The sequence below is a fragment of the Flavobacterium sp. KBS0721 genome (assembly GCF_002007065.3).
Lineage (GTDB): Bacteria > Bacteroidota > Bacteroidia > Flavobacteriales > Flavobacteriaceae > Flavobacterium > Flavobacterium piscis.
This window is the reverse complement of the sequence record NZ_CP042170.1, coordinates 1,668,500-1,693,138: the sequence shown is the minus strand read 5'-3', so window position 1 is coordinate 1,693,138 and position 24,639 is coordinate 1,668,500. Positions and strand designations below refer to the sequence as shown.

Genomic DNA, 24,639 nt, shown 5'->3' with positions numbered 1-24,639 from the left:
GCAGAAGATCTACCTTCCAATTGTTTGTGCTGGTCCGCTTGAACGACCACGATTCATTTCTCTAAATTCTTCCATTTTTTTAACTACTGTTTCATCATAATCCTTCTGCGAGACTACTTTTCCTTTTTTAGAAGGCTTAATATCCACTTTGTCTTTTGCATTCAAAACAATTTTTGAACATAAAATTGTAGTTGTTCCATCATTTATTTCTAAAATTAAACCAGGAAGTCCCCAATAATTTTCGGGACCTTGGTTTACTGGAATTTCAGGCGTATACCAAGCGGTTACAACAATTTCTTTTGGCAACTCAAAATTGTCTTCAAAATTTGTTTTAGTTTCTCCGGAAGTTTTTTTAGCTTCCTCTTTTTTATCATCTGTTTTTTTAGGTCTGAAATTTCTAAAATCGGTTTTACTTGGTTCTTTTACTGCAGTGGCTTTAAAGCAATTATATCCTCCAATTTGTTTGGTCTCCTGCTCTAATTTCCAATTTAATTTGGGCAGCGAATCTATAACCAGGAATTCTTTACCCATAAATTCTTTATCAACGGTATATGATTTTGTTTTAACATCTTTATAGAAAGTGCCTCCGCCTCCCATCATTGAACTCACCATAACACGAAAACCACCTTGTTGTCCCGGAGCTTCCAGTTTTTCTTCTTCTTTATAAATAGAAGCTGACTTGTCAAAATTCAGAATAAAAGTTTTTTCCAGCATTTTTTTCATTCGCTCTTCCATACTCTTTTGCATTTCCGGCGTGATATCACGATTGCCCCGCATGCCTTCAAACTTTGGCACCTGCGTTTTTGACTCATAAACAGCCATTCCCTGAAAATCTTTTTGAGCCTGCACCTGAGTAAATACAAACAGCAAAGACATATAACAAATTACTTTTTTCATTTCGTTTTATTTAAAATTGAGTGAAGCCGATAAAACTTACACTCAAATGTATTGTTTATTTTAAAATTCCGAAAGTTAAATATATCAATAGCGAGAAGATATAGACAAAATCGACTATTGCTTAGACTATTACGATACAATAGGACTAACGAACTAAATCTTTATCTTTAAGTAATTTCTACTTTAGTTTTTTGTAATTTGGCTCTTTAGAAACCAAGTATTATGAGCAAAACGGCACATATTTTTTTATTTTTTCTTTTTATTGCCTGCTCTTTTTCAGCTGTTTTTTCGCAAAACCAAAAAATAAAAGCAACCTCTCTTTCTCGTCTCTCAACTGATGCTGATGATTTTTCAGGTTACGATTCTTTTGGATATTCTTATCAGATAAAAAATAATGTTTTCAGCAAAACCAAAGACAAAGAGCGATTTGAGTATAAAAATGTATCACTGGGAAAAATTACCAAAGTCGATTTGCAAAATCCGCTTAAGATCGTTTTATTTTATGAAGATTTTAATACCGTTGTATTATTAGACAATCAGCTCAATAAGGTTACAGAGATTAATTTTTCTCTCAATAATACACCTATTGTTGTTTCAGCAATCGGAATGTCTACACAAAATCAGCTTTGGATTTACAATGCTCTAAACCAACAGATCAGCCTTTTTGATTATCTAAAAAATGAATACAAAACAGTTTCTACTCCATTAATAGAAACCATAAAATATTATCAAACCGACTTTAATACCTTTTATTGGATTGATAAAAAAAACAACTGGTTTTCCTGTGATATTTTCGGAAAAACAACTTCGTTAGGAAAAGTGTCTGATTTTGATGCCATCGAAATAATCAATAATCATCAATATCTTTTTAGCAAAGCTAATTTGTTGTATTTTAAAGACATTACAAGTACAAATTCAAATGCATTTTCTGAAATTGAAATTTTAGAAAAATCGTTTGACAAATTCTGCTACAAAGACCAAATTTTATCTATTTTTACAGCTAAAGAAATAATAAATTATAAAATCGTAACACCGTAATGCACATAGCAATAGCAGGAAATATAGGAGCAGGAAAAACAACTTTAACTAAATTATTGGCCAAACATTTCAAATGGGAACCCCATTATGAAGATGTAGTTGATAATCCGTATTTAGATGATTTTTACCATCAAATGGAGCGCTGGTCGTTTAATTTGCAGATTTATTTCCTTAACAGCCGTTTCCGTCAGGTATTGCAAATTCGCGAAAGCGGAAAGAAAATCATTCAGGACAGAACGATTTATGAAGATGCTTATATCTTTGCTCCCAACTTATATTCGATGGGATTAATGACGAGTCGTGATTTCGAAAACTATACTTCGCTTTTTGAATTAATGGAAGGATTAGTAAAAGCGCCTGATTTATTAATTTACCTAAGAAGCTCTATTCCTAATTTAGTAGGGCAAATTCACAAACGCGGACGTGATTACGAAAACTCTATTTCTATTGATTATTTAAGCCGATTAAATGAAAGATACGAAGCCTGGGTACAAACTTATACTAAAGGAAAATTATTAATTATTGATGTTGATAATATTAATTTCGTTGATAATCCGGAAGATTTAGGAAACATCATTAATAGAATTGATGCTGAATTGAACGGGTTGTTTTAGAAACACGGATTTACACAAATTTACACGAAATAAAAAATGCCTCTAAATAATTTAGAGGCATTTTTTATCATCTTATAAACATAATCGCATTTTGTCATCCCGAGGAACGAGGGATCTCCGCAAGAAACTCCGCAGTCAAAATCGCTATCTTTGTCGAACCCCTTGTGGAGATCCCTCGTTCCTCGGGATGACAAAAATAAGTACATTAACTTTGCGTAAGCTTTGTCAAAGTTTAAAACTTTTACAAAGCTGTTTTATTTAGCAGTAGCTGTACTAATTTTTGCTTCAACTTCTTCTTCTGTTCCTTCGTAAACTTCGGTGGTTGTTTTACCATTTGCAGTTTTTGTTACAGTTCCGACAGCTTTGCCATTTTCATTTCTTAAATCAACACGAACTGATGTTTTATCATATTTACTAGTGTCAAAACAATCTGTTTTTTGGTAGGCATATTTTCCGTTGGCATCATAATGTGCCAGACATTTTGCCGTTTCTTCGGCTGTGCATCCTTTTTCTTTGCACATTTTTATGCATTCTTCTTTGGTCATACCTGACAAATCTCCACACTTAGAAACTCCTCCTGCATGCATTTCAGTTTTAGAACAACATGAACCTTTTTCAGCCAAACCAGCTGTAGCATGTCCTTCACCTAAAATAGGTGCAATTACCAAACCTATTAAACAAGTTAATTTGATCAGGATATTCATAGATGGTCCTGAAGTATCTTTAAACGGATCTCCTACTGTATCTCCGGTTACGGCAGCTTTATGTGCATCAGAACCTTTGTAAGTCATCTCTCCGTTGATTAAAACTCCTGCTTCAAAAGATTTTTTAGCGTTGTCCCAGGCACCTCCGGCATTGTTTTGAAAAACAGCCCAAAGCACACCAGAAACAGTAACTCCAGCCATATATCCTCCTAACATTTCAGCAATTAACTGATTGTTGTCTGCATAAACTAATTTACCTAAAAGTACAATCGCAATTGGGAAACCAATCGTAAGAATTCCAGGTAACATCATTTCGCGTAAAGCGGCTTTTGTAGAAATCTCAACGCATTTTCCATATTCCGGTTTTCCGGTTCCTTCCATTATTCCAGGAATTTCCTTAAACTGACGACGAACTTCGTACACCATATCCATAGCGGCTTTTCCAACAGAATTCATAGCCAAAGCTGAAAATACTACCGGAATCATTCCACCCACAAATAACATCGCTAAAACCGGCGCTTTAAATATATTGATTCCGTCTATTCCTGTAAAAGTTACATATGCTGCAAACAAAGCCAATGATGTTAAGGCTGCAGAAGCAATTGCAAATCCTTTTCCGGTTGCTGCAGTTGTATTCCCTACTGAATCTAAAATGTCTGTTCTGGTACGTACTTCTTTTGGTAATTCGCTCATTTCGGCAATTCCTCCCGCGTTGTCAGAAATCGGTCCAAAAGCATCAATCGCCAATTGCATAGCAGTAGTTGCCATCATAGCTGAAGCCGCCAACGCTACTCCATAAAATCCTGCCAGTGCATACGAAATCCAGATTGCTGCTGCGAACAAAATTACAGTTGGAAAAGTAGAAATCATTCCCGTTGCCAATCCTGCAATAACATTTGTTCCTGCACCTGTAGATGATTTTTGCACAATCGCCATTACTGGCTTTGTACCTAATCCTGTATAATATTCCGTAACAGATGAGATCGCTCCACCCACTACTAGCCCAACTAAAGTGGCATAGAAAACACGCATTGACGAAATATCTTTAGAACCTTCGCCAAAAAAGCTCATTTGCATGGTTTCCGGTAGCATGTATTTTACCAGAAAGAAACAAGCAATAGCAGTTAAAACAATCGAAACCCAGTTTCCTATATTTAATGCTTTTTGTACTTGTGCTTCTTTTGCGTTGTCATCAGATATTTTTACTAATGTAGTTCCTATAATAGAGAATAAGATTCCGAAACCGGCAATTGCCATTGGCAATAAAATTGGACCAATACCGCCAAAAATATCCTGAATGTTTCCACCCATATCTTTGATCACGTAATTTCCTAAAACCATAGCTGCCAAAACTGTTGCTACATACGAACCAAATAAATCGGCTCCCATACCTGCAACGTCTCCAACATTATCTCCTACGTTATCTGCAATTGTAGCAGGATTACGAGGATCATCTTCCGGAATTCCGGCTTCTACTTTACCTACTAAATCTGCTCCAACATCGGCAGCTTTTGTGTAGATTCCGCCACCAACTCTGGCAAACAAAGCAATTGACTCAGCACCCAGTGAAAATCCTGCTAAAGTTTCCAAAACCTTAGTCATATCTTCAGATGAAGTCCAAACCCCATTCATAAATATTTGAAAGAAAACGATAAAAAATCCTGTTAGACCTAAAACAGCTAAACCTGCAACTCCAAGTCCCATTACGGTACCACCACCAAAAGAAACTTTTAAGGCTTGTGGCAAACTTGTGCGGGCCGCCTGAGTGGTTCTAACGTTTGTTTTAGTGGCTATTTTCATTCCCATATTTCCGGCCAAAGCCGAGAAAAACGCTCCAAAAATAAACGCCACTACTATTAATATATGTGTAGTAGGAACAATAAAAGAAATTCCGGCTAAAACTATACTGGCACCAATTACGAAAAAAGTCAGTAATCGGTATTCTGCCTTTAAAAATGCTAATGCGCCTTCGTAGATGTAATCTGAGATCTCTTTCATCTTGCCGTCGCCAGCATCTTGTTTAAGGACCCAGGTCCTTTTTATCGCCATGAAGAGTAATCCTATAATTGCCATAACAATTGGCAAGTAAATCATAAATTCGTTCATAATATTATAATGGTTATTGGTTAATATTCAATAAACTATGTAAAACGAATTTAAACAAAAAAGCAATACTCCTGACGGCAGTATTGCTTTTTTTATAATAGAATAGGGTAAAAATTATTTAATACTAAATAATCCCTCTGGTTTATTTTCAATATCATCAAAACGCTTTGTACACTCAGCAATAATTGCAAATGCTTCGTTTACATCTCCCCAACCTTCAACATCTACTTGTTTGTTTTCAAGGTCTTTGTAAACCTGGAAGAAGTGCTCTATTTCTTTCAATAAGTGACCATTAATATCTGAAAGGTCATTTAGTGAATTCCAGATTGGATCTGAAACCGGTACACAAATGATTTTTTCGTCTGGTCCTTTATCATCTGCCATATGGAAAACCCCAATTGGTTTTACTTCTATAACACAACCAGGAAAAGTTGGCTCGTTTATTAAAACTAATACATCAAGAGGATCTCCGTCAAGTGCTAATGTTTCAGGAATAAATCCGTAATCAGCCGGGTACATCATCGAAGAGAATAACATTCTGTCGAAACGCATTCTTTTGATTTCAAAATCGTACTCGTATTTATTTCTACTTCCACGTGGTATTTCGATTAATACATCGAAAGTCGTTAATTTGTCTGCGGTCATTTTCGTTTTTTATTATTTCTATAATTTCGATTGCAAAAGTAACTAAACAATCCTTTTTTACAATAAAAAACTTCATTTATATACCTACTTTTCTTTTAAATAACAGACAGTTAATATGTAATTTTCCTGTTTCTCTTGTTTAAGTAATAATGCCACAGCAAATATGTTGCATAAGATCGATACGGACTCCATTGTTGAGCATGAATTTCCATTTCATTTTTGTCATGAATATCAAGTAATTCTTTGATTGTATTAACAACTGCAATATCACCTAACGGAATTAAATCAGGCTCCTGAAGACAAAACATTAAGTAAATATCGATAGTCCAGTTTCCTATTCCTTTTAATTTAATGAGCTCTTCCCGAACTTGTGTTGCAGTTTTTGCTGCTAAACTTTCAATATCTAATTCTTTGTTTAAAACGGCATTCGCTAATATCTTAATGTATTTTGTTTTTTGACGGCTTACACCTAAAGTGCGAAATTCTTCATCAGATAAAACAGACATTGTTTCCGGATTGCACATTGTGTAGCCTTTTATTTTTAAGAAGGTGGCTTTCGCCGAATCTATAGAGACTTGTTGCTCGAGGATCAATAATACCAAAGTTTCAAAACCTTGCGGGCGTTTTGGAATTTGAGGTAATCCGTATTTTTCTATGATTTCAAGAAAAATTGGATTTTTGGCTGATAGAAAATCGATGGCTTCTTGCATGGCTTGATTTAAGTCTTTCAAAATTAAAAAAGAATCTCACAAAGTCGCAAAGTTTTTTTTCACGCAGATTTTGCAGATAGAGCAGATTTATTTTTCAATCTATTTTATTGATCTGCCTAAATCTGCGTTAAATAATTTTAATCAATAAAAAACGCCAAGTTGCTAGAAATTAAACTTAGCGACTTGGCGTCTTTGTGGCAATTTATTTTATCTTAAAAATAGAATCCGAACGATCCTTTTACTGCAAATTTATTGGCATCCGGAGTATTTAAATAACTTCCTCTCCAGGAGAAATCGATACGGAATACTTTGAAGATATTCCCGATTCCGGCGTTGTATTCCCAATATACGTTTTCTGGGGCATTGTAGGGTTGCGCCGATGCATTGATTGCTCTGTTAGCATCTGAGATGGTTCCGTAAACTCCTTTTACACCAACGAATTCTCTCCAGTTCAGTTTTCTCATAAATGGAATTCTGGCGAATAATCTTCCTCCAAAATCATGATTCCATTGCAGAGTTGTATATTGATCTGTAATAAATTCGTAGAAATTTAAGTTACTAAACGTGTTTTCAATGGTAAAATAAGTCTGGTTACCAGGAATTACGCTCATTAATCCTAACGGGATTGTACCAAAGGTTTTTCCGGTTTCAAGGATAATATTTGATCTTCCTAATGGTCCAATTATAATAGGTTGTTTGTAAAATAATTGTATTTTTTCGTAAGCAAAATCACTTTGCATAACTCCTTTTAGTCCATAACTAAAGTTAACAAAGAAATGACTAAACGGGCTGTCTACAAGGCTACGCTCTACACCAAAACCAATAGTTTTACGATTGGGCATAAATTCAAACTGAACATTGGCCTCAAACTGTTTTACTGCACTTTGTATGACTCCTGCAGGATTGGCAGCCGTTGGCAGCGTTGTGTAATAATCCAGACTAAACGTTGGTGAAGCAGATTCTAATGTCCTGTATGAAACCCCTGCCTGAACAACAAAGTTTTTTAAGGGCTCCATTTCAACCGAAATGTTGCTTAGATTAATATTGGTTAATTTTCCGTTGCTTCCTGTTGTAAATAAGGCTGAGGAAGCAAAACTTCGACCTAAAATATCATTTGTTGTGGTTAAGCTGGCACCAATTTGTTCGATGTCTCGCCTGTTTCCTCCGGAAATAATAACTCGCTTTTTCTTGTCCACCATCCATTTTCCTGAAACTCCGTACTTGAATTTATTATCATCAAACCCGTATGCTGTATACGCTTGTATACGCCATGGATCATTTGGTCCAAAATAGGTTCTTCCTCCTGCTCTAACTCTTAGTCCTTCGACCTCGTTATAACCAAAAGTGGAGAATATTGGCCCAAAATCAAAGTTTTTAAATTCGACGTAGCCGCTTCCTAAAATCGAGACAAGGCTATATAATTGTTTAAATCGCTTGACGGTTTGCAGTGTATCCAGCATTTTGTAAATACCAGCTTCATCTTTATTTAATTTCTCGAAACGATTTTCCTCCCAGAATTCAGGCGGTCGGTCATAAACAGCATTATCAATAAAATTGACTTCTTCTTTATAAAACTTCTCCGGTTTTGGAATATTAAATTTATGATTGCGATAAAGAGTCGTTCGTTTTCCGTAGACTCCTTTTGATTTTTCTTTTTTATTTAAAGCAAAATCCGACATCATATAATCTCTGGTCAACAAAAAAGTTGAATCATTTTCTACCTCGAATTCCTGTTCGATATAAATATCTTTTACCCAGTTAATATTGGCACTTTTAGTAACGCCCATATTAATTTTCTTGATCGCAAAAGTAGTATCGTTTACCCAAAAATCTCCTTTGAAGGTTAATTCGTTTTTACGTCTTGGATAAAAAACAATATTATAACACCATTTTTTATCAATAAAAGCACTGTCTTTTAAGACATAATTGTAAACGTCAATTCCCGTTCTTGAAAGCGGACTTGTAAAACTTTTATCGAAAAACTTAAGGTGATTATCGTAAATATTATAATCTGAATAAAGGTCTTTTACAAAGGAAAGAATCTGCTGATTGCCATTAAAACCCGACATTTTATTTCCGGTAATGTTCTCTTTTACTTTCTTTAATTTATTATCACCGTAAACATCATAAACAGATTCGTTGATAAAAATTGGCAGATACGTTTTACCCGTAACATCAGACGTATCAACATGTTTAAAAACAAACTCCATTCCTTTGAAGAGTTTGTTTTTCATAAAAGCACTGTCGATTGTGTTCATATCAAACTCAACCTTCTCATACTTTTGCATTTGATATTGATTGAATTGGTACAAACCGTTTTTACGTTTTCGTTCCCAGATTTTCCTCAATATATCCAATGCAGGATTATTTTTTTTAGATGTTTTTCCGGTAAAAATCACCACTTCATTAAGTGCCTCAGCTTCGCTTAAAACTATTTTAAAATCATAGTTTACTGCTTTCTCTAACGGAACTTCGCGATCTGAAAATCCTGCTGAACTTACCAATAAAGCAGTATAAGTAGTTGGAGATTCCAGATAAAAACGTCCGTCTTCATTGGATACTATTCCTGTATTTGATCCCTTAAAAACAACATTGGCAAAGGGGACAGGCTGATTCGATTTGTCCAAAACAATTCCACTCACTTTTGTTTGTGCTGTACCAATATTCGCAAATGCAAATACAAAAAATAGGCTGAGTAAAATTATTCTTTTCATCGTCTTGGCGTGTGGCAAAAAAAAACTTCATCAATTAAATATGACTGATGAAGTTTTGTGAGTATTTTAAATTTGTATTATTTTTTGTACAATACTTTTTTAACTGCTTTTACTACATCTGCTGCATTTGGCAACCAGTCTTTTAGTAAAACAGGAGAGTAAGGCGCAGGTGTATCCGCTGTTGTAATACGTTGAATTGGCGCATCAAGAAAATCGAAAGCTTGTTCCTGAACGATATAAGTGATTTCAGATGAAATACTTGCAAATGGCCACGCTTCTTCTAAAATTACTAAACGGTTAGTTTTTTTAACTGATTTTAAGATCGCTTCATTATCCATAGGACGCACTGTTCTTAAATCGATAATTTCGCAAGAAATTCCTTCTTTAGCTAATTCATCAGCAGCAATAAAAGCTTCTTTGATGATTTTACCAAAAGAAACGATAGTAACATCAGTTCCTTCACGTTTGATATCAGCAACTCCTAATGGAATTGTGTATTCTCCGTCCGGCACTTCACCTTTATCACCATACATTTGCTCAGATTCCATAAAAATTACAGGATCGTTATCGCGAATTGCAGATTTTAAAAGTCCTTTTGCATCGTAAGGAGTTGAAGGCACAACAACTTTAAGACCCGGAGTATTTGCAAACCAGTTTTCTAAAGCTTGTGAGTGAGTAGCTCCTAATTGACCTGCAGAAGCAGTTGGTCCACGAAAAACGATAGGCACATTAAATTGTCCACCAGTCATTTGACGCATTTTAGCAGCGTTATTTATAATTTGATCAATACCTACTAAACAGAAGTTGAAAGTCATGTACTCCACAATAGGACGACAACCGTTCATAGCTGATCCTACTGCAATTCCTGTAAAACCAAGCTCAGCAATTGGAGTATCGATTACTCTTTTTTCGCCAAACTCAGCAAGCATTCCTTTTGAAGCTTTGTATGCCCCGTTGTATTCTGCAACTTCTTCGCCCATTAAATATATGGATTCATCGTGACGCATTTCTTCGCTCATCGCTTCGCAAATGGCCTCTCTAAATTGTATTGTTCTCATATTTATATTGTATGTTGAATTTTCTGAAGAGCAAAAATAATTATTTTAAATAACTTAAAAGCATAAATTAAGTTTAAAATCACATGAACTTCATTCTGACTTGCGCTTTTAACTTTTTAAAAATTATTGTGACATTTACGAAATCGATATAATTGCGATTATTTGCCTCATAAATTGGTTATCTTACAAACTCTGCTCTTTTTGTTAATTTTTATTTTCTAAAATACTCCTACTAAAACATAAAGAAGCAAAAAAAACAGTATTTTTAGTGTAATTTTTAACACTTGCCCCGATTGTCTGATTTACAAAATTCCTAAGAATCAGAAGAAATGAATGCATTATTTCTTTTTCGACCTAAGAAAACGGTCTCTAAATTTCAGAATCTGCGAAATCGTAATAGTTTTTAAAAAACATTATGCATGCATAGTATTTTATTCCGATTTTAATTTCTAAATTTGTAAAAGCATATTATAAATATAAAATATATACTTATGAAAATATTAGTTTGCATCAGCCACGTGCCTGATACTACTTCAAAAATCAACTTCTCCAATGGTGACTCAGAATTCGATACCAACGGTGTTCAATATGTAATTAATCCTAATGACGAGTTTGGTTTGACACGTGCCATTTGGTTTCAGGAGCAACAAGGCGCTACTGTAACCGTAGTAAATGTTGGCGGACCAGATACTGAGCCTACTTTACGTAAAGCTTTGGCAATTGGTGCAAATGAAGCTATTCGTGTAAATGCTACCCCAACTGATGGTTTTTTTGTTGCAAAACAATTGGCTGAAGTAATTAAAAACGGAGGTTATGATCTTGTAATTGCAGGAAAAGAATCTCTTGATTATAATGGTGGAATGGTTCCTGGAATGATTGCAGGAATTTTAGGTTCTAACTTTTTAAACTCTTGTACAGCTATTACTGTTGATGGGAACAACGTAAAAGCAGTTCGTGAAATCGATGGAGGAAAAGAAACAGTAAGCACTTCTTTACCTTTAATAATTGGTGGTCAAAAAGGTCTTGTTGAAGAAAAAGATCTTCGCATACCAAACATGAGAGGAATCATGACTGCAAGAACAAAAGCTCTGACTATTCTTGAGCCGGTTGACGCTCCTGTAAATACAAAAGCGGTAAAATTTGAAAAACCAGCTCCAAAATCAGCAGTGAAATTAATTCCTGCAGACAATTTAGATGAGTTAATCAATTTATTACACAACGAAGCGAAAGTAATCTAGTAATCAGTTTTCAGTCGCAGTTTTCAGTTTAGCAACTTGAAACCTGAAACTTTAAACTTTTAAACAAAAAAATTATGTCAATATTAATATATGCAGAATCTGCAGAAGGAAAATTTAAAAAAGTTGCTTTTGAATTAGCTTCTTACGCTAAAAAAGTAGCAGAATCACTTGGAACAACTGTTACAGCTTTAACTGTAAACACCAGTGACGTTAGCGAATTGGCTAAATACGGAGTTGATAAAGTACTAAAAGTTACCAACGATAAATTAGCAGGTTTTACAGCTAAGGCTTACGCCGATGTTATCAAACAAGCTGCTGAAAAAGAAGGCACAAAAGTAGTTTTACTTTCTTCGACTACAGACAGTATTTACCTTTCATCATTAGTTGCCGTGGCTTTAAATGCCGGTTTCGCATCAAATGTTGTTGGATTACCGGTTAGTACTTCTCCTTTTCAGGTAAAAAGAAATGCTTTCTCAAACAAAGCTTTCAATATAACAGAAATCAATACCGATGTAAAAGTTCTTGGCCTTGCTAAAAACTCTTACGGAATTTTAGAAAGCGCAGGATCCGCAACCGAAGAAGATTTTAATCCATCAATTGGTGATAATGACTTTGGAGTAAAAGTAGAATCTGTAGAGAAAGTAAGCGGAAAAGTATCTATTGCTGATGCTGATATCGTAGTTTCTGGCGGACGTGGATTAAAAGGTCCGGAAAACTGGGGATTAATCGAAGATTTAGCCGCTGTTTTAGGTGCTGCAACTGCATGTTCTAAACCCGTTTCTGATTTAGGATGGAGACCTCACAGCGAACACGTTGGACAAACAGGAAAACCAGTTGCAACCAACTTATACATTGCAGTAGGAATTTCTGGTGCTATTCAGCACATTGCGGGTATCAACTCATCAAAAGTAAAATTGGTTATCAATAATGATCCTGAAGCTCCTTTCTTTAAAGTGGCAGATTATGGTATCGTTGGAGATGCATTTACAATTGTTCCGGAATTAATTGAGAAATTAAAAGCTTTTAAAGCACAACATTCTTAATTTAAAAATTCTCTATAAAAATATAGCTGCCTAAAAACAAGATAATCGTATCTTTGTTTTAGGTGGCTTTTTTGTTCCATATTTTTTGATTAAAATTGCACCTTTATTTTTCAATCAAAAAAAGTCTTAAAATGAGGCAATAATTGCCCTTTTTTACCCATATATATGAGTCTAGTAAAATTATCTATAAAAGGAATTTCATACAGCCAAACTCAAAATGGCGCTTATGCCTTAATTTTGAACGAAGTTGATGGCGAACGAAAATTACCAATAGTTATTGGTGCTTTCGAAGCCCAATCGATTGCTATTGCCTTAGAAAAAGAAATAAAACCTCCTCGTCCGTTAACACACGATTTATTCAAAAACTTCGCTGAAAGGTTTGATATTGTAGTAAAACAAGTCATTATTCATAAACTTGTCGATGGCGTTTTTTACTCGAGTTTAATTTGCGAAAGAGACAAAATAGAAGAAATTATTGATGCAAGAACTTCTGATGCAATTGCATTGGCCTTGCGTTTCAATGCTCCGATTTTTACTTATAAAAACATCTTAGACAAGGCCGGTATCTATTTAAAATCAAATACTGCAGAAACTGATCAGGGTTCTCAGGAAATTGATGATGTACTTTCTAATCCGGAAACTTTTGGTCATGAAGAAGAAAGCAATCAATCCGGAGATGTTTACGCAAAACATAGTTTGCAGGAACTAAATGAACTTTTAGATCAGGCGGTTTCTCAGGAAGATTATGAAAAGGCAGCAAAAATTAGAGACGAAATTTCGAAAAGATAAATAGATTCTATTAATATAAAACTAATCCAGTTTAAAAAGTGAATTACAAACTTATTATTGTTTTAGTATTATTTATTACTTGTGGGTGTTCCAGAAAAACTACCCCAATTGAATCTTATAAGATCTTAAAAGAAAACAGAACTCTAAGTTCGCACCTACCTACCAGCCCGATAGTATTAAATGAAAGTCATGAATTTGAATTAAAAATTAGTGATTCAGTAATGACTTATGGAGAAAAGGAAAAAATTTATACCAACTATAAAGGCTATAATTTTGACTTAAAATCTAATAAAAAATATCGATTAACTATAAGTAGCATTTGTGATTGTTTTGGTTTTAAAAAATATATTTTCATTCCTTTAGCATCAATTTTAGATCAAAACGGAAGAACTATAAAAATGGAAGAATTACCGGATAACTTTGATTATCGAAACGGACCTCTTTCACTGAACAAAACCTGGATAATAAACAATACAGCAGATGGCAACTATAAATTGTATGTGGCATCAAACAATACGAATCTAGATCAAAGTCTTTACAAGTTTTTAACTACTCCAGTCCCGATGACAATAAACATTAAGTCATCTATAGGAGGGAAATTTAAAATTAGTATTGAAGAAATAAAATAAGACCCATGAAACAATATTTAGACCTGGTAAAACACGTTTTAGAAAACGGCAATCAAAAAGGAGACCGAACAGGAACGGGAACCAAAAGTGTTTTTGGTTACCAAATGCGTTTTGATTTAAGTGAAGGTTTCCCAATGGTTACTACCAAAAAACTACACTTAAAATCTATTATTTATGAACTTCTTTGGTTCTTAAAAGGTGATACCAACATAAAGTACCTTCAAGAAAACGGAGTAAAAATTTGGGATGCCTGGGCAGATTCTAATGGAGATTTAGGACCTGTTTACGGACACCAATGGCGCAATTGGAACAGTGAAGAAATCGATCAGATTTCTGAATTGATTACAGAACTAAAAACAAATCCTAACAGTCGAAGAATGTTGGTTTCAGCATGGAACCCATCGGTTTTACCAGATACAAAAAAGTCATTTGAAGAAAATGTTGCTAATAATAAGGCTGCATTACCTCCTTGCCATGCTTTTTTTCAGTTTTATGTAACCAGCCCTGATCCTGAAAAAGGAGAAACAAAAGGAAAATTATCCTGCCAATTATACCAACGAAGTGCTGATATATTTTTAGGAGTTCCTTTTAATATTGCTTCTTACGCATTGTTAACCATGATGATTGCTCAGGTATGTGATCTGGAGTATGGTGAATTTATTCACACTTTTGGAGATGCACATATTTACAACAATCACTTCGAACAATTAGAATTGCAATTAACACGTGAGCCAAAACCATTACCAAAAATGATCTTAAATCCAGAGATAAAAAACATTTTTGATTTTGATTATAATGACTTTACTCTTTTAGATTATGAACCGCATGCGGGAATAAAAGGTAGTGTTGCCGTATAAAGTATAAAAAAATCCGCTTAAGTTTTTTAAGCGGATTTTTTTATACTTATATTTTATACAACTAAAACACTATTTTCACTTCCTGCAAAATCATTCCATTTATAAGAATCTGCTTCAGGATCATTAACATAACTTCCATCAATTACGTACTTAAACTCGTAAATTGCATCTTTAACTAAGTCATAGGTAGCTTTAAAAGTACCATTTTTCAATTTACTTAAAGTTCCTTCCTCAACATTCCAGTTGTTAAAATCACCAACAACCGCTACAGAATTTGCATCTTTAGCATCTATAGAAAATGTAACTTTTACTACAGGCTTCGTTTTTATAAATTGTTTCTTTAGAGACATAACTGTTTAGTTTTTAGATTCATAGACGAAATTACACAAATTCAGCTGAATTTTCGATACCTTCAGAACCGATTTATGATAATATCAAAAACCGAATATTTTTTTATCTATTTAGCAATTTAATCTGCATAAAATTTTGGAATTCAAACTCTCAGCGCATTTTAAAAGAAATATTCCAGTATCTAAATAGGGTCGTTACAAAATAAATTTTAACTTTATAACCTCATTTATATCATATGGAAAAAGAAGTTCACGAACAATACGAATACGCCCGAAGAAGACTTAGACAAAAAAAGATCTTATATTTTCATTTTGTACTTTTTCTACTGGGAAGTTTATTTTTATTTATTGCTAATAGATTTTTCGATTTAGGTGCTAACACAGACCAAAATTGGTGTGTTTGGGGAATTACGATATGGTTCTTTATCTTTATTTTACATTTCATAAAGGTGTACATTACAGACAGGTTTATGAATAAAAAATGGGAAAGAGAACAAATTGACCGACTTGTTGGCTTGCAGCAAAAAAGAATTAGTCAATTAGAATCCAGAATAATTGAGGATACCGAAAATAAATTTTAGTTACTAGATTGCTATGATTATAATGATAGCGGCTGTTGCCGAAAATAACGCACTTGGAAAAAACAATGAATTAGTTTGGCATTTACCAAATGATTTTAAAAGATTCAAATCGCTAACAACGAATCATCATATTATTATGGGCAGAAAAACTTTTGAAAGTTTTCCGAAACCTCTCCCAAACAGAGTTCATGTTGTAATAACACGACAAAAAGATTATCATCCGGAAGGATGCATCATAGTTGACAGTATCGAAAAAGCAATTGCCGCATGCCCTGAAAACGAAGATTCTTATATCATTGGCGGAGGCGAAATTTATAATCTGGCCTTACCTTATACCGATATTATTGAGATAACCAAAGTTCACCATACTTTTGAAGCTGATGCTTTTTTTCCTAAAATCAGTAAAAGTGAGTGGCAACTGGTAGAATCTGAAGAAAATTTTAAGGACGATAAACATCTTTTTGATTATACTTACGAAACATACATTAGAAAATAAGAAAACAAAAAAAAACATCCTCTTTTGAAGGATGTTTTTTAAAACGATTGATTAGATTTGACTCATTCGAGTAATAGTTTTGGTAAAAAAAATCACAAATGTTATAAAACATTTGAATAACTGAATAACATTTACTGTTAAATGAGAACGAATCTCAAAGAGCCTTTAATAACAAATACCACTAAGATATTAAAGGCAAGAAAATTAAAATTTCCAAAAACAAATTTAATCCTAAGAACGTATTTCGCACTTTAAAGAGTATTGGCCCCAAGAACAATACTTTCAAAACTACTTACAAGAACAAATGAAATTACCAGTGCGAAAAAAATCTTCATCTGATTAAGTCAAAAATTCAATCAATCATTAAAATTCTATCTTTTTAACTGTAGCAAAGTTGGCCATAAAATCCATGTCCCACAATACCCACTTTTAGTGATTTTATCAAAATACCCACTTTTGGTGATAGCAAAAACCCAACATACAATATCAATTAAAAGCCTTCTGCTAAAACAATTAATTTACAAATTCAAAAACTCAATTACAGTTAAGTCAGATTGTATTATATTTGCGTAAATAAAAAAAATGTCTGAAAAAATAACCCCATATAAAGACTCTTCTTTAGGTAAAAAAGAGCAGGTTGCCCAAATGTTTGATAACATCTCGGGGAACTACGACAATTTGAATCGCGTAATTTCATTTGGAATCGATATTAAATGGCGAAAGAAAGTATTAAAAATAGTTTCGGATAAAAAACCCAAAGTTATTCTTGATATCGCAACAGGTACTGGCGACCTGGCTATTTTAATGGCGCAAACAAATGCCGAAAAAATAATTGGACTGGATATTTCTGCAGGCATGCTGGAAGTTGGAAAAAAGAAAATCGCAGAAAAAGGATTATCAAATTTGATTGATATGGTTTTGGGCGATTCTGAAAAAATTCCTTTTGAAGACAACTATTTCGATGCTATAACTGTTGGTTTTGGCGTTCGAAATTTTGAAAATCTAGAAAAAGGCTTTGCTGAAATTTTGAGAGTTCTAAAACCTAATGGTGTTTTTGTAATTCTGGAAACTTCGGTTCCTGATAAAACACCTTACAAACAAGGCTATAAATTTTACAGCAAAAACATACTTCCTATCATTGGTAAATTATTTTCTAAAGACAATGCTGCTTATGGTTACTTGTCTGAATCTGCTGCTGTTTTTCCTTATGGAGAAGCATTAAACAATATTTTGAGAAAAATTGGGTTTATAGATGTTGTATCCATGCCTCAAACTTTTGGGGTTGCCACCATTTATTCTGCATCTAAAAAATAGTATGAAAAAAACTGTAGTCTTACTTTTACTAGTCTTAACGACAAACGGATATTCTCAATTTGCTAAAAGTATGTTTAGCAAGGATCCTATTATAAATCTTGAAAACTGGCAAAAACAACGCCTGTATTTTGGTTATTATCTTGGATTTAATAGTTTCGATTTTAAATTTGACTACAAAACTCCGGGCCCGGACATTCAGGTAAAAAAAACTACCGGTTTTAATGTGGGGGTTGTTGCTGACTTAAGACTACAGGAATATATCAACTTGCGTTTTGAGCCAGGATTATATTATTCTAAACGCGATTTGTATTATCCAAATTTACCTTTAGAAAAAGATTATTTACGAGAAGTAAACAGTACTTATATTCACTTTCCATTACTATTGAAATTTTCTTCACTGCGAACAGGAAACATTCGCCCGTATTTGGTTGGAGGAATGTCTACAACATTGAATTTATCGAGCAACTCAAAATCAAAAGATGACAATTTTGAAGGCAAATTCAGAACAAAACAATGGACTGCCGCTTATGAAGTAGGTTTTGGAATTGACTTTTTCTCTGAATACTTTATCTTTTCTCCTTCGATAAGAGGTATGTTTGGTATTACAGATGAATTAATTCGAGACAATCCGGCAAAAGGCCCTAGCCCATGGACAGACAACATTGATTCTATGAAATCGAGGGCTATTTTAATTAATTTCACTTTTCATTAAAACAAATTCCTAACTATTTCGTTTAAACTCACTAAGAATAATTGCTGTTGCAGTAGCTACGTTTAAACTTTCGGTTTTTTGCAGTTCTCCAAATCTTGGAATTGTGAGTCGGCTTGTAACTATTTTTTCAATCTCTGATGATATCCCATTAGCTTCATTACCCATGATGATGATTCCGCTTTGAGGTAAATTAGATTGATAAATATTCTCGCCATCCATAAAAGTTCCAAAAACAGGAATATTAGCTTCGGTAATAAAAGTTTTCAAATCAACATAATTCACATTTACTCTGGCGATAGACCCCATCGTTGCCTGAACTACTTTTGGATTATAAATATCGACAGTTTCTTTAGAACAAATAATTTGTTTGATACCAAACCAGTCACAAAGACGTAAAATTGTCCCTAAGTTTCCGGGATCGCGAATATCGTCAAGAGCTAAAATCAAACCAGATTTGGTTATTTCATTCTCGGATGGAATTTTAAAAACCGCCAAACATGAATTTGGAGTTGATAAGGCACTAATTTTTTTAAGTTCCTGCTCATAAATAAGCGTACGTTTTGAAGAATGGACTTCTTCAAAATCATTTAGAGTCGTGTATAAATGCTCTAATTCAAAGTTGGATAACAACAATTCTTGAATTACTTTTACTCCCTCGGCGAAAAATAATTGATTTGCAAAACGTTGCTTTTTTTGATGTAAACTTGATATAAGTTTTATTTGGTTTTTACTAACCATAAAATAATGTACTTTTGAATTAAATATTTAAGAACACTTGAAAAAGAATTCCACAAAAATAACAGCATTTATTCTAATAGCAATATTTATTTGCGGTTGTAATGCTGTAAAAAGAGTTCCAGATGGAAAAAACCTTCTTGTAAAAAATACTATTCTTGTAAATGGAAAGGCTACGAACGACGAAATAGCTTCTAACCAGATGTATCAAAAACCAAATGGTACTTTGTTAGGATATCGTTTACGCTTAAATTTATACAACTTAGCCAACTTAAATCCGGATTCTACTTATCAGGCAAAATTTAAAAATCACCCTGGTTTATATGAGCGTCAGGCTAAAATATTATCAGCAAAGCAAGTTGACCGACTTGGACAATCTTTTCTGTACAAAGGTATTCATGAATTCTTAAAAAGCACAGGCGAACCTCCTGTTGTTATTGATACTGCTAAGACAAAAAAATCTCTTTTGCGTTTAAAGTTTTATTATTTTAATAATGGATATTTTAATGTAGCAACAGACTACAGCATTGATAGTGTTGCCAGAAAAAAAGCTAAAATTAATTATCTCATTACCACAGGTCCTGCTTATACCCTGGACACTATTAACACCAATATCAAGACTCCTGCTCTGGATTCATTATACAAAACTAACAATGAACCTTCATTTTTAAAATCTGGAAAACAATACAAAACTGCTGATTTTGAGGATGAAAAAAATCGTCTTACTACTTATTTTAGAAACCATGGTGCTTATTTCTTTCAACCCACTTATGTTACTTTTGATATTGACACGATAGGCAAAAAGAATAAGGCTGATGTAACTTTAATCATCAACAATAATAATATTCAGGAAAGAGACTCCAGCAGAACAGAGCCTTTTAAATTATATAAAATAAGCGATGTAAACATTTATACGGATTATTCTCCTGCAAATGCAAAAACAAAAATAACAGACAGTACAACGTACAACAACTTTAATCTGTACAGTCACAAAAAATTAAAATACAAACCGCGAGCCATTACTGACGCCATTTTTATCACCAAAGGAAATTATTTTTCTGATACGAGAACTACTCTCTCTTCAAGATATCTAAATAATTTAAAAATCTTTAATTATCCTTCGATTCAATATGAAGTTGACAAACGCGACTCAACTGCACAATCCTTAATTGCGAATGTGTACCTGACTCCCAGAAAGAAATATAGTTTTGGCGCCTCTCTTGACGTAACTCATTCTAACATTCAGGATTTTGGTATTGGAGCCAGTGTTTCTGAAACTATCCGAAATGTATTTAATAGGGCTGAAACACTTGAAATTTCTGCACGTTTAAACGTAGGTTCGTCTAAAGACATGGCTAACCCTAATGATAATTTCTTTAATGTTTCTGAGTACGGTCTTGATTTAAAATTAAATTTCCCGAGAATTTTATTGCCTTTTGGTACTGAAAAAATTATTCCAAAAAGAATGATTCCTTCTACCAGCATTACCGCGGGTTTCTCAAAACAAAGAAACATCGGTTTGGATAAAGAAAATTTCACTGGTGGTCTTGCCTATAATTGGTCTCCAAAAAGATATAATACTGCCAAACTTGAATTGCTTAATGCTCAGTTTGTACGAAATTTAAATCCTAATAATTATTTTAACGTTTACACTTCTTCTTATAACGAATTAAATAATATTGGTAAAGATCACAATACAAACGAATCCTATTTCGATAATTCTTTTAATAAAAATCTTACTATACCAACAGGAACCACAGGTTTTACCAACGATGTATTAACTAACCAAACCGACTTACTTCCAGGAGATCCTCAATATAAAGATGTAGAAAGTATCGAAGAAAGAAGGATTCGTTTGACCGAAAATGACTTTATTTTAGCGACAAGTTACACCTTTACAAAAACCACTAAAAAAGATCTTGCGGACAATACTTTTTATCAGTTTAAAACTAAAATAGAATCTGCAGGAACCTTATTAACTGCCATTTCAGGTATTGCCAGTTTACCTAAAAATTCAAATGGCAATTATGAAATTTTCAATTTAGAATATTCAGAGTACATTAAAACAGAATTTGATTACATCAAACACTGGGATTTTGGAAAAGAAAAGGTATTAGCGGTGAGAAGTTTCTTTGGTATAGCTATTCCTTTTGGAAATTCAAATTACATTCCGTTCTCACGAAGTTATTATTCAGGAGGTTCAAACGACAACCGTGCATGGCAACCTTACTCTTTGGGTCCGGGAAGTACAAATGCAGCGAATGATTTTAATGAGGCCAATATGAAGATTGCATTGAGTGCCGAATTCCGTTTTAAAGTCTTTGGCGATGTCAAGGGAGCAGTCTTTGCAGACGCCGGAAATATCTGGAATGTACTCGATAATGTCATCGATGAGAAGGCAAAATTCTCTGGCGTAAACGATTTAGCTGAAATTGCTTTGGGTTCAGGATTTGGTTTGCGTTACGATTTAAGCTTTTTTGTGATTCGCTTAGATTTAGGCTTCAAGACTTATAATCCGGCGCATGAGAAAGGAGACCGCTGGTTCAAAGAATACAATTTTGGCCATTCGGTTTTAAATTTTGGGATAAATTATCCGTTCTAATGCTAATTAATTCTTATTTTTGCAACCTAAAAACTAAAAACAACTAAAAAAAATTACAATGGCACACAATATTAAACCCGGAGTAGCTACAGGAGATCAAGTACAGGAAATTTTTAATTATGCAAAAGAAAAAGGTTTTGCTTTACCAGCAGTAAATGTTACGGGGTCTAGCACAATCAATGGAGTTCTTGAAACTGCAGCGAAACTAAATGCGCCAGTTATTATTCAATTTTCAAACGGAGGAGCACAATTTAACGCTGGAAAAGGATTATCTAACGCTAACGAGAAATCAGCAATTGCTGGAGGAATCGCCGGAGCAAAACACATTCATACTTTGGCAGAGGCTTACGGTGCTACCGTAATTCTACACACTGACCACTGTGCAAAAAAATTATTACCTTGGATTGATGGTTTATTAGATGCTTCTGAAAAACATTTTGCAGAAACAGGAAAACCATTATTTAGTTCTCATATGATCGATTTGTCTGAAGAGCCAATCGAAGAAAACATTGAGATCTGTAAACAGTATTTGGCAAGAATGAGCAAAATGGGAATGACATTAGAAATCGAACTTGGTATTACAGGTGGTGAAGAAGATGGTGTTGACAACTCAGATGTTGATAGCTCAAAATTATACACTCAGCCAGAAGAAGTAGCTTACGCTTACGAAGAATTATCTAAAATTAGCCCTAAATTTACAATTGCTGCTGCTTTTGGAAACGTTCACGGTGTTTACAAACCAGGAAACGTAAAATTGACTCCAAAAATCTTAAAAAATTCTCAGGATTTCGTTCAAAACAAATTCAAAACAGGTCCTAACCCAGTAGATTTCGTTTTCCACGGAGGTTCAGGTTCTACACTTGAAGAAATCAGAGAAGGAATTAGCTACGGAGTTATCAAAATGAACATTGATACAGATTTGCAATTTGCATTTACTGAAGGAATTCGTGATTACATGGTTAAAAACATTGACTATTTAAAATCTCAAATTGGCAACCCAGAAGGTGCTGATGTTCCTAACAAAAAATACTATGACCCAAGAAAATGGGTACGTGAAAGTGAAGTGACATTCAATACAAGACTTGAGCAAGCTTTTGCTGACTTGAATAACGTAAATACACTTTAAATTTTAGACTTCTGATTTTAGATTTCAGACTTCTAAAAAAGCCTGAAATCTAAATTTTGAATCAGATTGAAAAATCTAAACTTTAAAATCTACATTCTAAAATTAAAAAAATGGCTTGGTTTAAAAGACAAGAAAAAGGGATTACGACTGCGACCGAAGATAAAATGGACGTTCCTAAAGGATTGTGGTACAAATCTCCTACGGGAAAAATTATTGATGCTGATGAATTAGCCAGAAACTTATTTGTTAGTCCTGAAGATGATTTTCATGTTCGAATTGGAAGCGCAACCTATTTTGAAATTTTATTCGACAATAATGAATTTGTTGAATTGGATAAAAACATGACATCAAAAGATCCTTTGCATTTTGTGGATACAAAAAAATATGCAGAAAGATTGAAGGATGTAATGGAGAAAACTCATCTGAAAGACGCTGTGCGTACCGGAGTGGGAAAATCTAAAGGAAGAGAACTTGTTATCTGCTGTATGGATTTTGCCTTTATTGGCGGATCTATGGGAGCGGTTGTTGGAGAAAAAATTGCCAGAGGTATTGATCACGCGATCAAAAACAAACTACCTTTTGTAATGATTTCTAAGTCAGGCGGAGCTCGTATGATGGAAGCTGCTTATTCATTAATGCAATTAGCAAAAACATCTGTAAAATTAGCTCAGTTAGCTGAAGCTAAATTACCATACATCTCGCTTTGTACTGACCCAACTACAGGAGGAACAACTGCATCATATGCAATGTTAGGAGACATCAACATCTCTGAACCTGGAGCTTTAATTGGTTTTGCCGGCCCTCGTGTTGTTCGCGATACTACAGGAAAAGATTTACCAGAAGGTTTTCAAACTGCCGAATTTCTTTTAGAGCATGGTTTCCTTGACTTTATCACGCCAAGAAAAGAATTAAAAGATAAGATCAACTTATATATCGATTTGATTCAAAACAATACAATTAGATAGTTTTAAAAACTTTCTTAAACATATAAAATCTCATCCGCTTAATTTGCAGGTGAGATTTTTTTATATCTTTATTTGAAATCTTAGTTTTATGAAAAGAGTTTTAGTTGGTTTTGCAATTTGTTTGTTTCTTTTGAATTGTACTAAGAAAGAAGAAAAAATTATTGAGAAAAACAAAACCTACATCATCTCATATGAAGATGAAAAACTTGAAAAATATTACGATTCCATAAAAAAATATACGGACAAATTTGCTCCTCCTCCAAGAAAAGGTTTTTATGCAGAGCATCAGTTATTAATTGACAAAAAAGGAAGTTTCTATTTTTATCAAAAAAGATATTTCCTTGAATTATGTAGTTACGGCAGTGAAAAAGATACACTTCCCCATTTTCTTGACCTACAACCAAAAGATATTGTTAAAATTCCTGAAACTAGTTTAGATGATTTTTTATCCGAAAATATTCTAAGTAAAGAGAAAAACAGACGAATATTAATCATTGTTTCTCAAAATGACACCATTAAAAACACTTCTTTTTTCAAGTTCCTAAACAAAAATCAATTACAGGCTTATGCAATCAGAAGAACCACTCAAGAAGAGGATACTGTTTTGAAATACAAAACCAATAGTGATTACTATTATTCTGATTCTATTAAATGGGATCGAACTAAAATTAAATTCCCAAATAAGAACTAAAAAAAAATCCGAAGAATATTTCTTC

23 protein-coding genes are annotated in these 24,639 nt (G+C 33.7%); 15 read left to right on the top strand and 8 right to left on the bottom strand.

Annotated elements, in window-relative coordinates; all coding sequences use genetic code 11:
• Positions 1-9 precede the first annotated feature (9 nt).
• On the bottom strand, positions 10-897 hold the full coding sequence (locus B0M43_RS07535) for a GLPGLI family protein (protein ID WP_078006298.1): 888 nt from the start codon (positions 895-897) through the stop codon (positions 10-12).
• A 222-nt stretch (positions 898-1,119) separates the two neighbouring features.
• On the opposite strand from B0M43_RS07535, the gene B0M43_RS07530 reads away from it, so the two are divergent.
• Both B0M43_RS07530 and B0M43_RS07525 read left to right on the top strand, forming a co-directional pair.
• Complete coding sequence (locus B0M43_RS07530; RefSeq protein WP_078006299.1) at positions 1,120-1,935, top strand: hypothetical protein; 816 nt, start codon at positions 1,120-1,122, stop codon at positions 1,933-1,935.
• Complete coding sequence (locus B0M43_RS07525) at positions 1,935-2,549, top strand: deoxynucleoside kinase (RefSeq protein ID WP_072954754.1); 615 nt, start codon at positions 1,935-1,937, stop codon at positions 2,547-2,549. Before B0M43_RS07530 ends, B0M43_RS07525 begins: the two co-directional genes overlap by 1 nt.
• Positions 2,550-2,803: 254 nt before the next feature.
• Here B0M43_RS07525 and B0M43_RS07520 read toward each other — a convergent pair whose 3' ends face one another.
• The 5 genes from B0M43_RS07520 to B0M43_RS07500 form a co-directional block, all read right to left on the bottom strand.
• Entirely contained in the window at positions 2,804-5,359 is a 2,556-nt protein-coding gene (locus tag B0M43_RS07520) for a sodium-translocating pyrophosphatase (RefSeq protein ID WP_078006300.1), read from the bottom strand.
• Between the two features lie 114 nt (positions 5,360-5,473).
• The gene (locus B0M43_RS07515; RefSeq protein ID WP_065449271.1) at positions 5,474-6,004 is read right to left on the bottom strand and encodes an inorganic diphosphatase; all 531 of its coding nucleotides are present in this window, start codon (positions 6,002-6,004) and stop codon (positions 5,474-5,476) included.
• 110 nt (positions 6,005-6,114) lie between these two features.
• Entirely contained in the window at positions 6,115-6,714 is a 600-nt protein-coding gene (locus tag B0M43_RS07510; protein WP_078006960.1) for a DNA-3-methyladenine glycosylase, read from the bottom strand.
• 212 nt (positions 6,715-6,926) lie between these two features.
• Positions 6,927-9,428 (bottom strand): DUF5686 and carboxypeptidase-like regulatory domain-containing protein, encoded by a 2,502-nt coding sequence (locus B0M43_RS07505; protein WP_078006301.1) that lies wholly within the window; start codon positions 9,426-9,428, stop codon positions 6,927-6,929.
• 77 nt (positions 9,429-9,505) lie between these two features.
• On the bottom strand, positions 9,506-10,486 hold the full coding sequence (locus B0M43_RS07500) for a pyruvate dehydrogenase complex E1 component subunit beta (RefSeq protein WP_065449269.1): 981 nt from the start codon (positions 10,484-10,486) through the stop codon (positions 9,506-9,508).
• 491 nt (positions 10,487-10,977) lie between these two features.
• Between B0M43_RS07500 and B0M43_RS07495 the strand changes: the two genes are divergently transcribed.
• From B0M43_RS07495 to B0M43_RS07475, 5 genes are all read left to right on the top strand, one after another.
• Complete coding sequence (locus B0M43_RS07495) at positions 10,978-11,724, top strand: electron transfer flavoprotein subunit beta/FixA family protein (RefSeq protein ID WP_078006302.1); 747 nt, start codon at positions 10,978-10,980, stop codon at positions 11,722-11,724.
• 74 nt (positions 11,725-11,798) lie between these two features.
• Positions 11,799-12,767, top strand: coding sequence for an electron transfer flavoprotein subunit alpha/FixB family protein (locus B0M43_RS07490; protein ID WP_078006303.1), 969 nt, complete (start codon positions 11,799-11,801; stop codon positions 12,765-12,767).
• A gap of 165 nt (positions 12,768-12,932) precedes the next feature.
• Complete coding sequence (locus B0M43_RS07485; RefSeq protein ID WP_042566126.1) at positions 12,933-13,556, top strand: bifunctional nuclease family protein; 624 nt, start codon at positions 12,933-12,935, stop codon at positions 13,554-13,556.
• 38 nt (positions 13,557-13,594) lie between these two features.
• Positions 13,595-14,185 (top strand): hypothetical protein, encoded by a 591-nt coding sequence (locus tag B0M43_RS07480; protein WP_123921769.1) that lies wholly within the window; start codon positions 13,595-13,597, stop codon positions 14,183-14,185.
• A gap of 5 nt (positions 14,186-14,190) precedes the next feature.
• Positions 14,191-15,042, top strand: a complete 852-nt coding sequence (locus B0M43_RS07475) for a thymidylate synthase (protein ID WP_078006304.1) — start codon at positions 14,191-14,193, stop codon at positions 15,040-15,042.
• Between the two features lie 53 nt (positions 15,043-15,095).
• Here the strand turns inward: B0M43_RS07475 and B0M43_RS07470 are convergent, their stop codons facing one another.
• Entirely contained in the window at positions 15,096-15,392 is a 297-nt protein-coding gene (locus tag B0M43_RS07470) for an isoamylase early set domain-containing protein (RefSeq protein ID WP_078006305.1), read from the bottom strand.
• Between the two features lie 236 nt (positions 15,393-15,628).
• Between B0M43_RS07470 and B0M43_RS07465 the strand changes: the two genes are divergently transcribed.
• The 4 genes from B0M43_RS07465 (at position 15,629) to B0M43_RS07450 (ending at position 18,495) form a co-directional block, all read left to right on the top strand.
• The gene (locus tag B0M43_RS07465; protein WP_078006306.1) at positions 15,629-15,973 is read left to right on the top strand and encodes a 2TM domain-containing protein; all 345 of its coding nucleotides are present in this window, start codon (positions 15,629-15,631) and stop codon (positions 15,971-15,973) included.
• Positions 15,974-15,986: 13 nt separating this feature from the next.
• The gene (locus B0M43_RS07460) at positions 15,987-16,469 is read left to right on the top strand and encodes a dihydrofolate reductase (protein ID WP_078006307.1); all 483 of its coding nucleotides are present in this window, start codon (positions 15,987-15,989) and stop codon (positions 16,467-16,469) included.
• A gap of 582 nt (positions 16,470-17,051) precedes the next feature.
• A complete protein-coding gene (ubiE, locus tag B0M43_RS07455; protein WP_065449261.1) occupies positions 17,052-17,783 on the top strand; it encodes a bifunctional demethylmenaquinone methyltransferase/2-methoxy-6-polyprenyl-1,4-benzoquinol methylase UbiE in 732 nt (243 codons plus the stop codon).
• Between the two features lies 1 nt (position 17,784).
• Positions 17,785-18,495 (top strand): porin family protein, encoded by a 711-nt coding sequence (locus B0M43_RS07450; protein WP_078006308.1) that lies wholly within the window; start codon positions 17,785-17,787, stop codon positions 18,493-18,495.
• 9 nt (positions 18,496-18,504) lie between these two features.
• Here B0M43_RS07450 and B0M43_RS07445 read toward each other — a convergent pair whose 3' ends face one another.
• Complete coding sequence (locus B0M43_RS07445) at positions 18,505-19,233, bottom strand: RNA methyltransferase (protein WP_078006309.1); 729 nt, start codon at positions 19,231-19,233, stop codon at positions 18,505-18,507.
• Between the two features lie 37 nt (positions 19,234-19,270).
• Between B0M43_RS07445 and B0M43_RS07440 the strand changes: the two genes are divergently transcribed.
• The 4 genes from B0M43_RS07440 to B0M43_RS07425 all read left to right on the top strand — a co-directional run bounded on the left by B0M43_RS07440 (position 19,271) and on the right by B0M43_RS07425 (position 24,614).
• Complete coding sequence (locus B0M43_RS07440) at positions 19,271-21,832, top strand: BamA/TamA family outer membrane protein (RefSeq protein ID WP_078006310.1); 2,562 nt, start codon at positions 19,271-19,273, stop codon at positions 21,830-21,832.
• 58 nt (positions 21,833-21,890) lie between these two features.
• Positions 21,891-22,958 (top strand): class II fructose-bisphosphate aldolase, encoded by a 1,068-nt coding sequence (gene fbaA, locus B0M43_RS07435; protein ID WP_065449258.1) that lies wholly within the window; start codon positions 21,891-21,893, stop codon positions 22,956-22,958.
• Positions 22,959-23,068: 110 nt separating this feature from the next.
• Positions 23,069-23,923 carry an acetyl-CoA carboxylase, carboxyltransferase subunit beta gene (accD, locus tag B0M43_RS07430; protein ID WP_026983883.1) on the top strand — a complete coding sequence of 285 codons (855 nt, stop codon included), beginning with the start codon at positions 23,069-23,071 and terminating at the stop codon, positions 23,921-23,923.
• An 88-nt stretch (positions 23,924-24,011) separates the two neighbouring features.
• Complete coding sequence (locus tag B0M43_RS07425; protein WP_078006311.1) at positions 24,012-24,614, top strand: hypothetical protein; 603 nt, start codon at positions 24,012-24,014, stop codon at positions 24,612-24,614.
• Positions 24,615-24,639 lie beyond the last annotated feature (25 nt).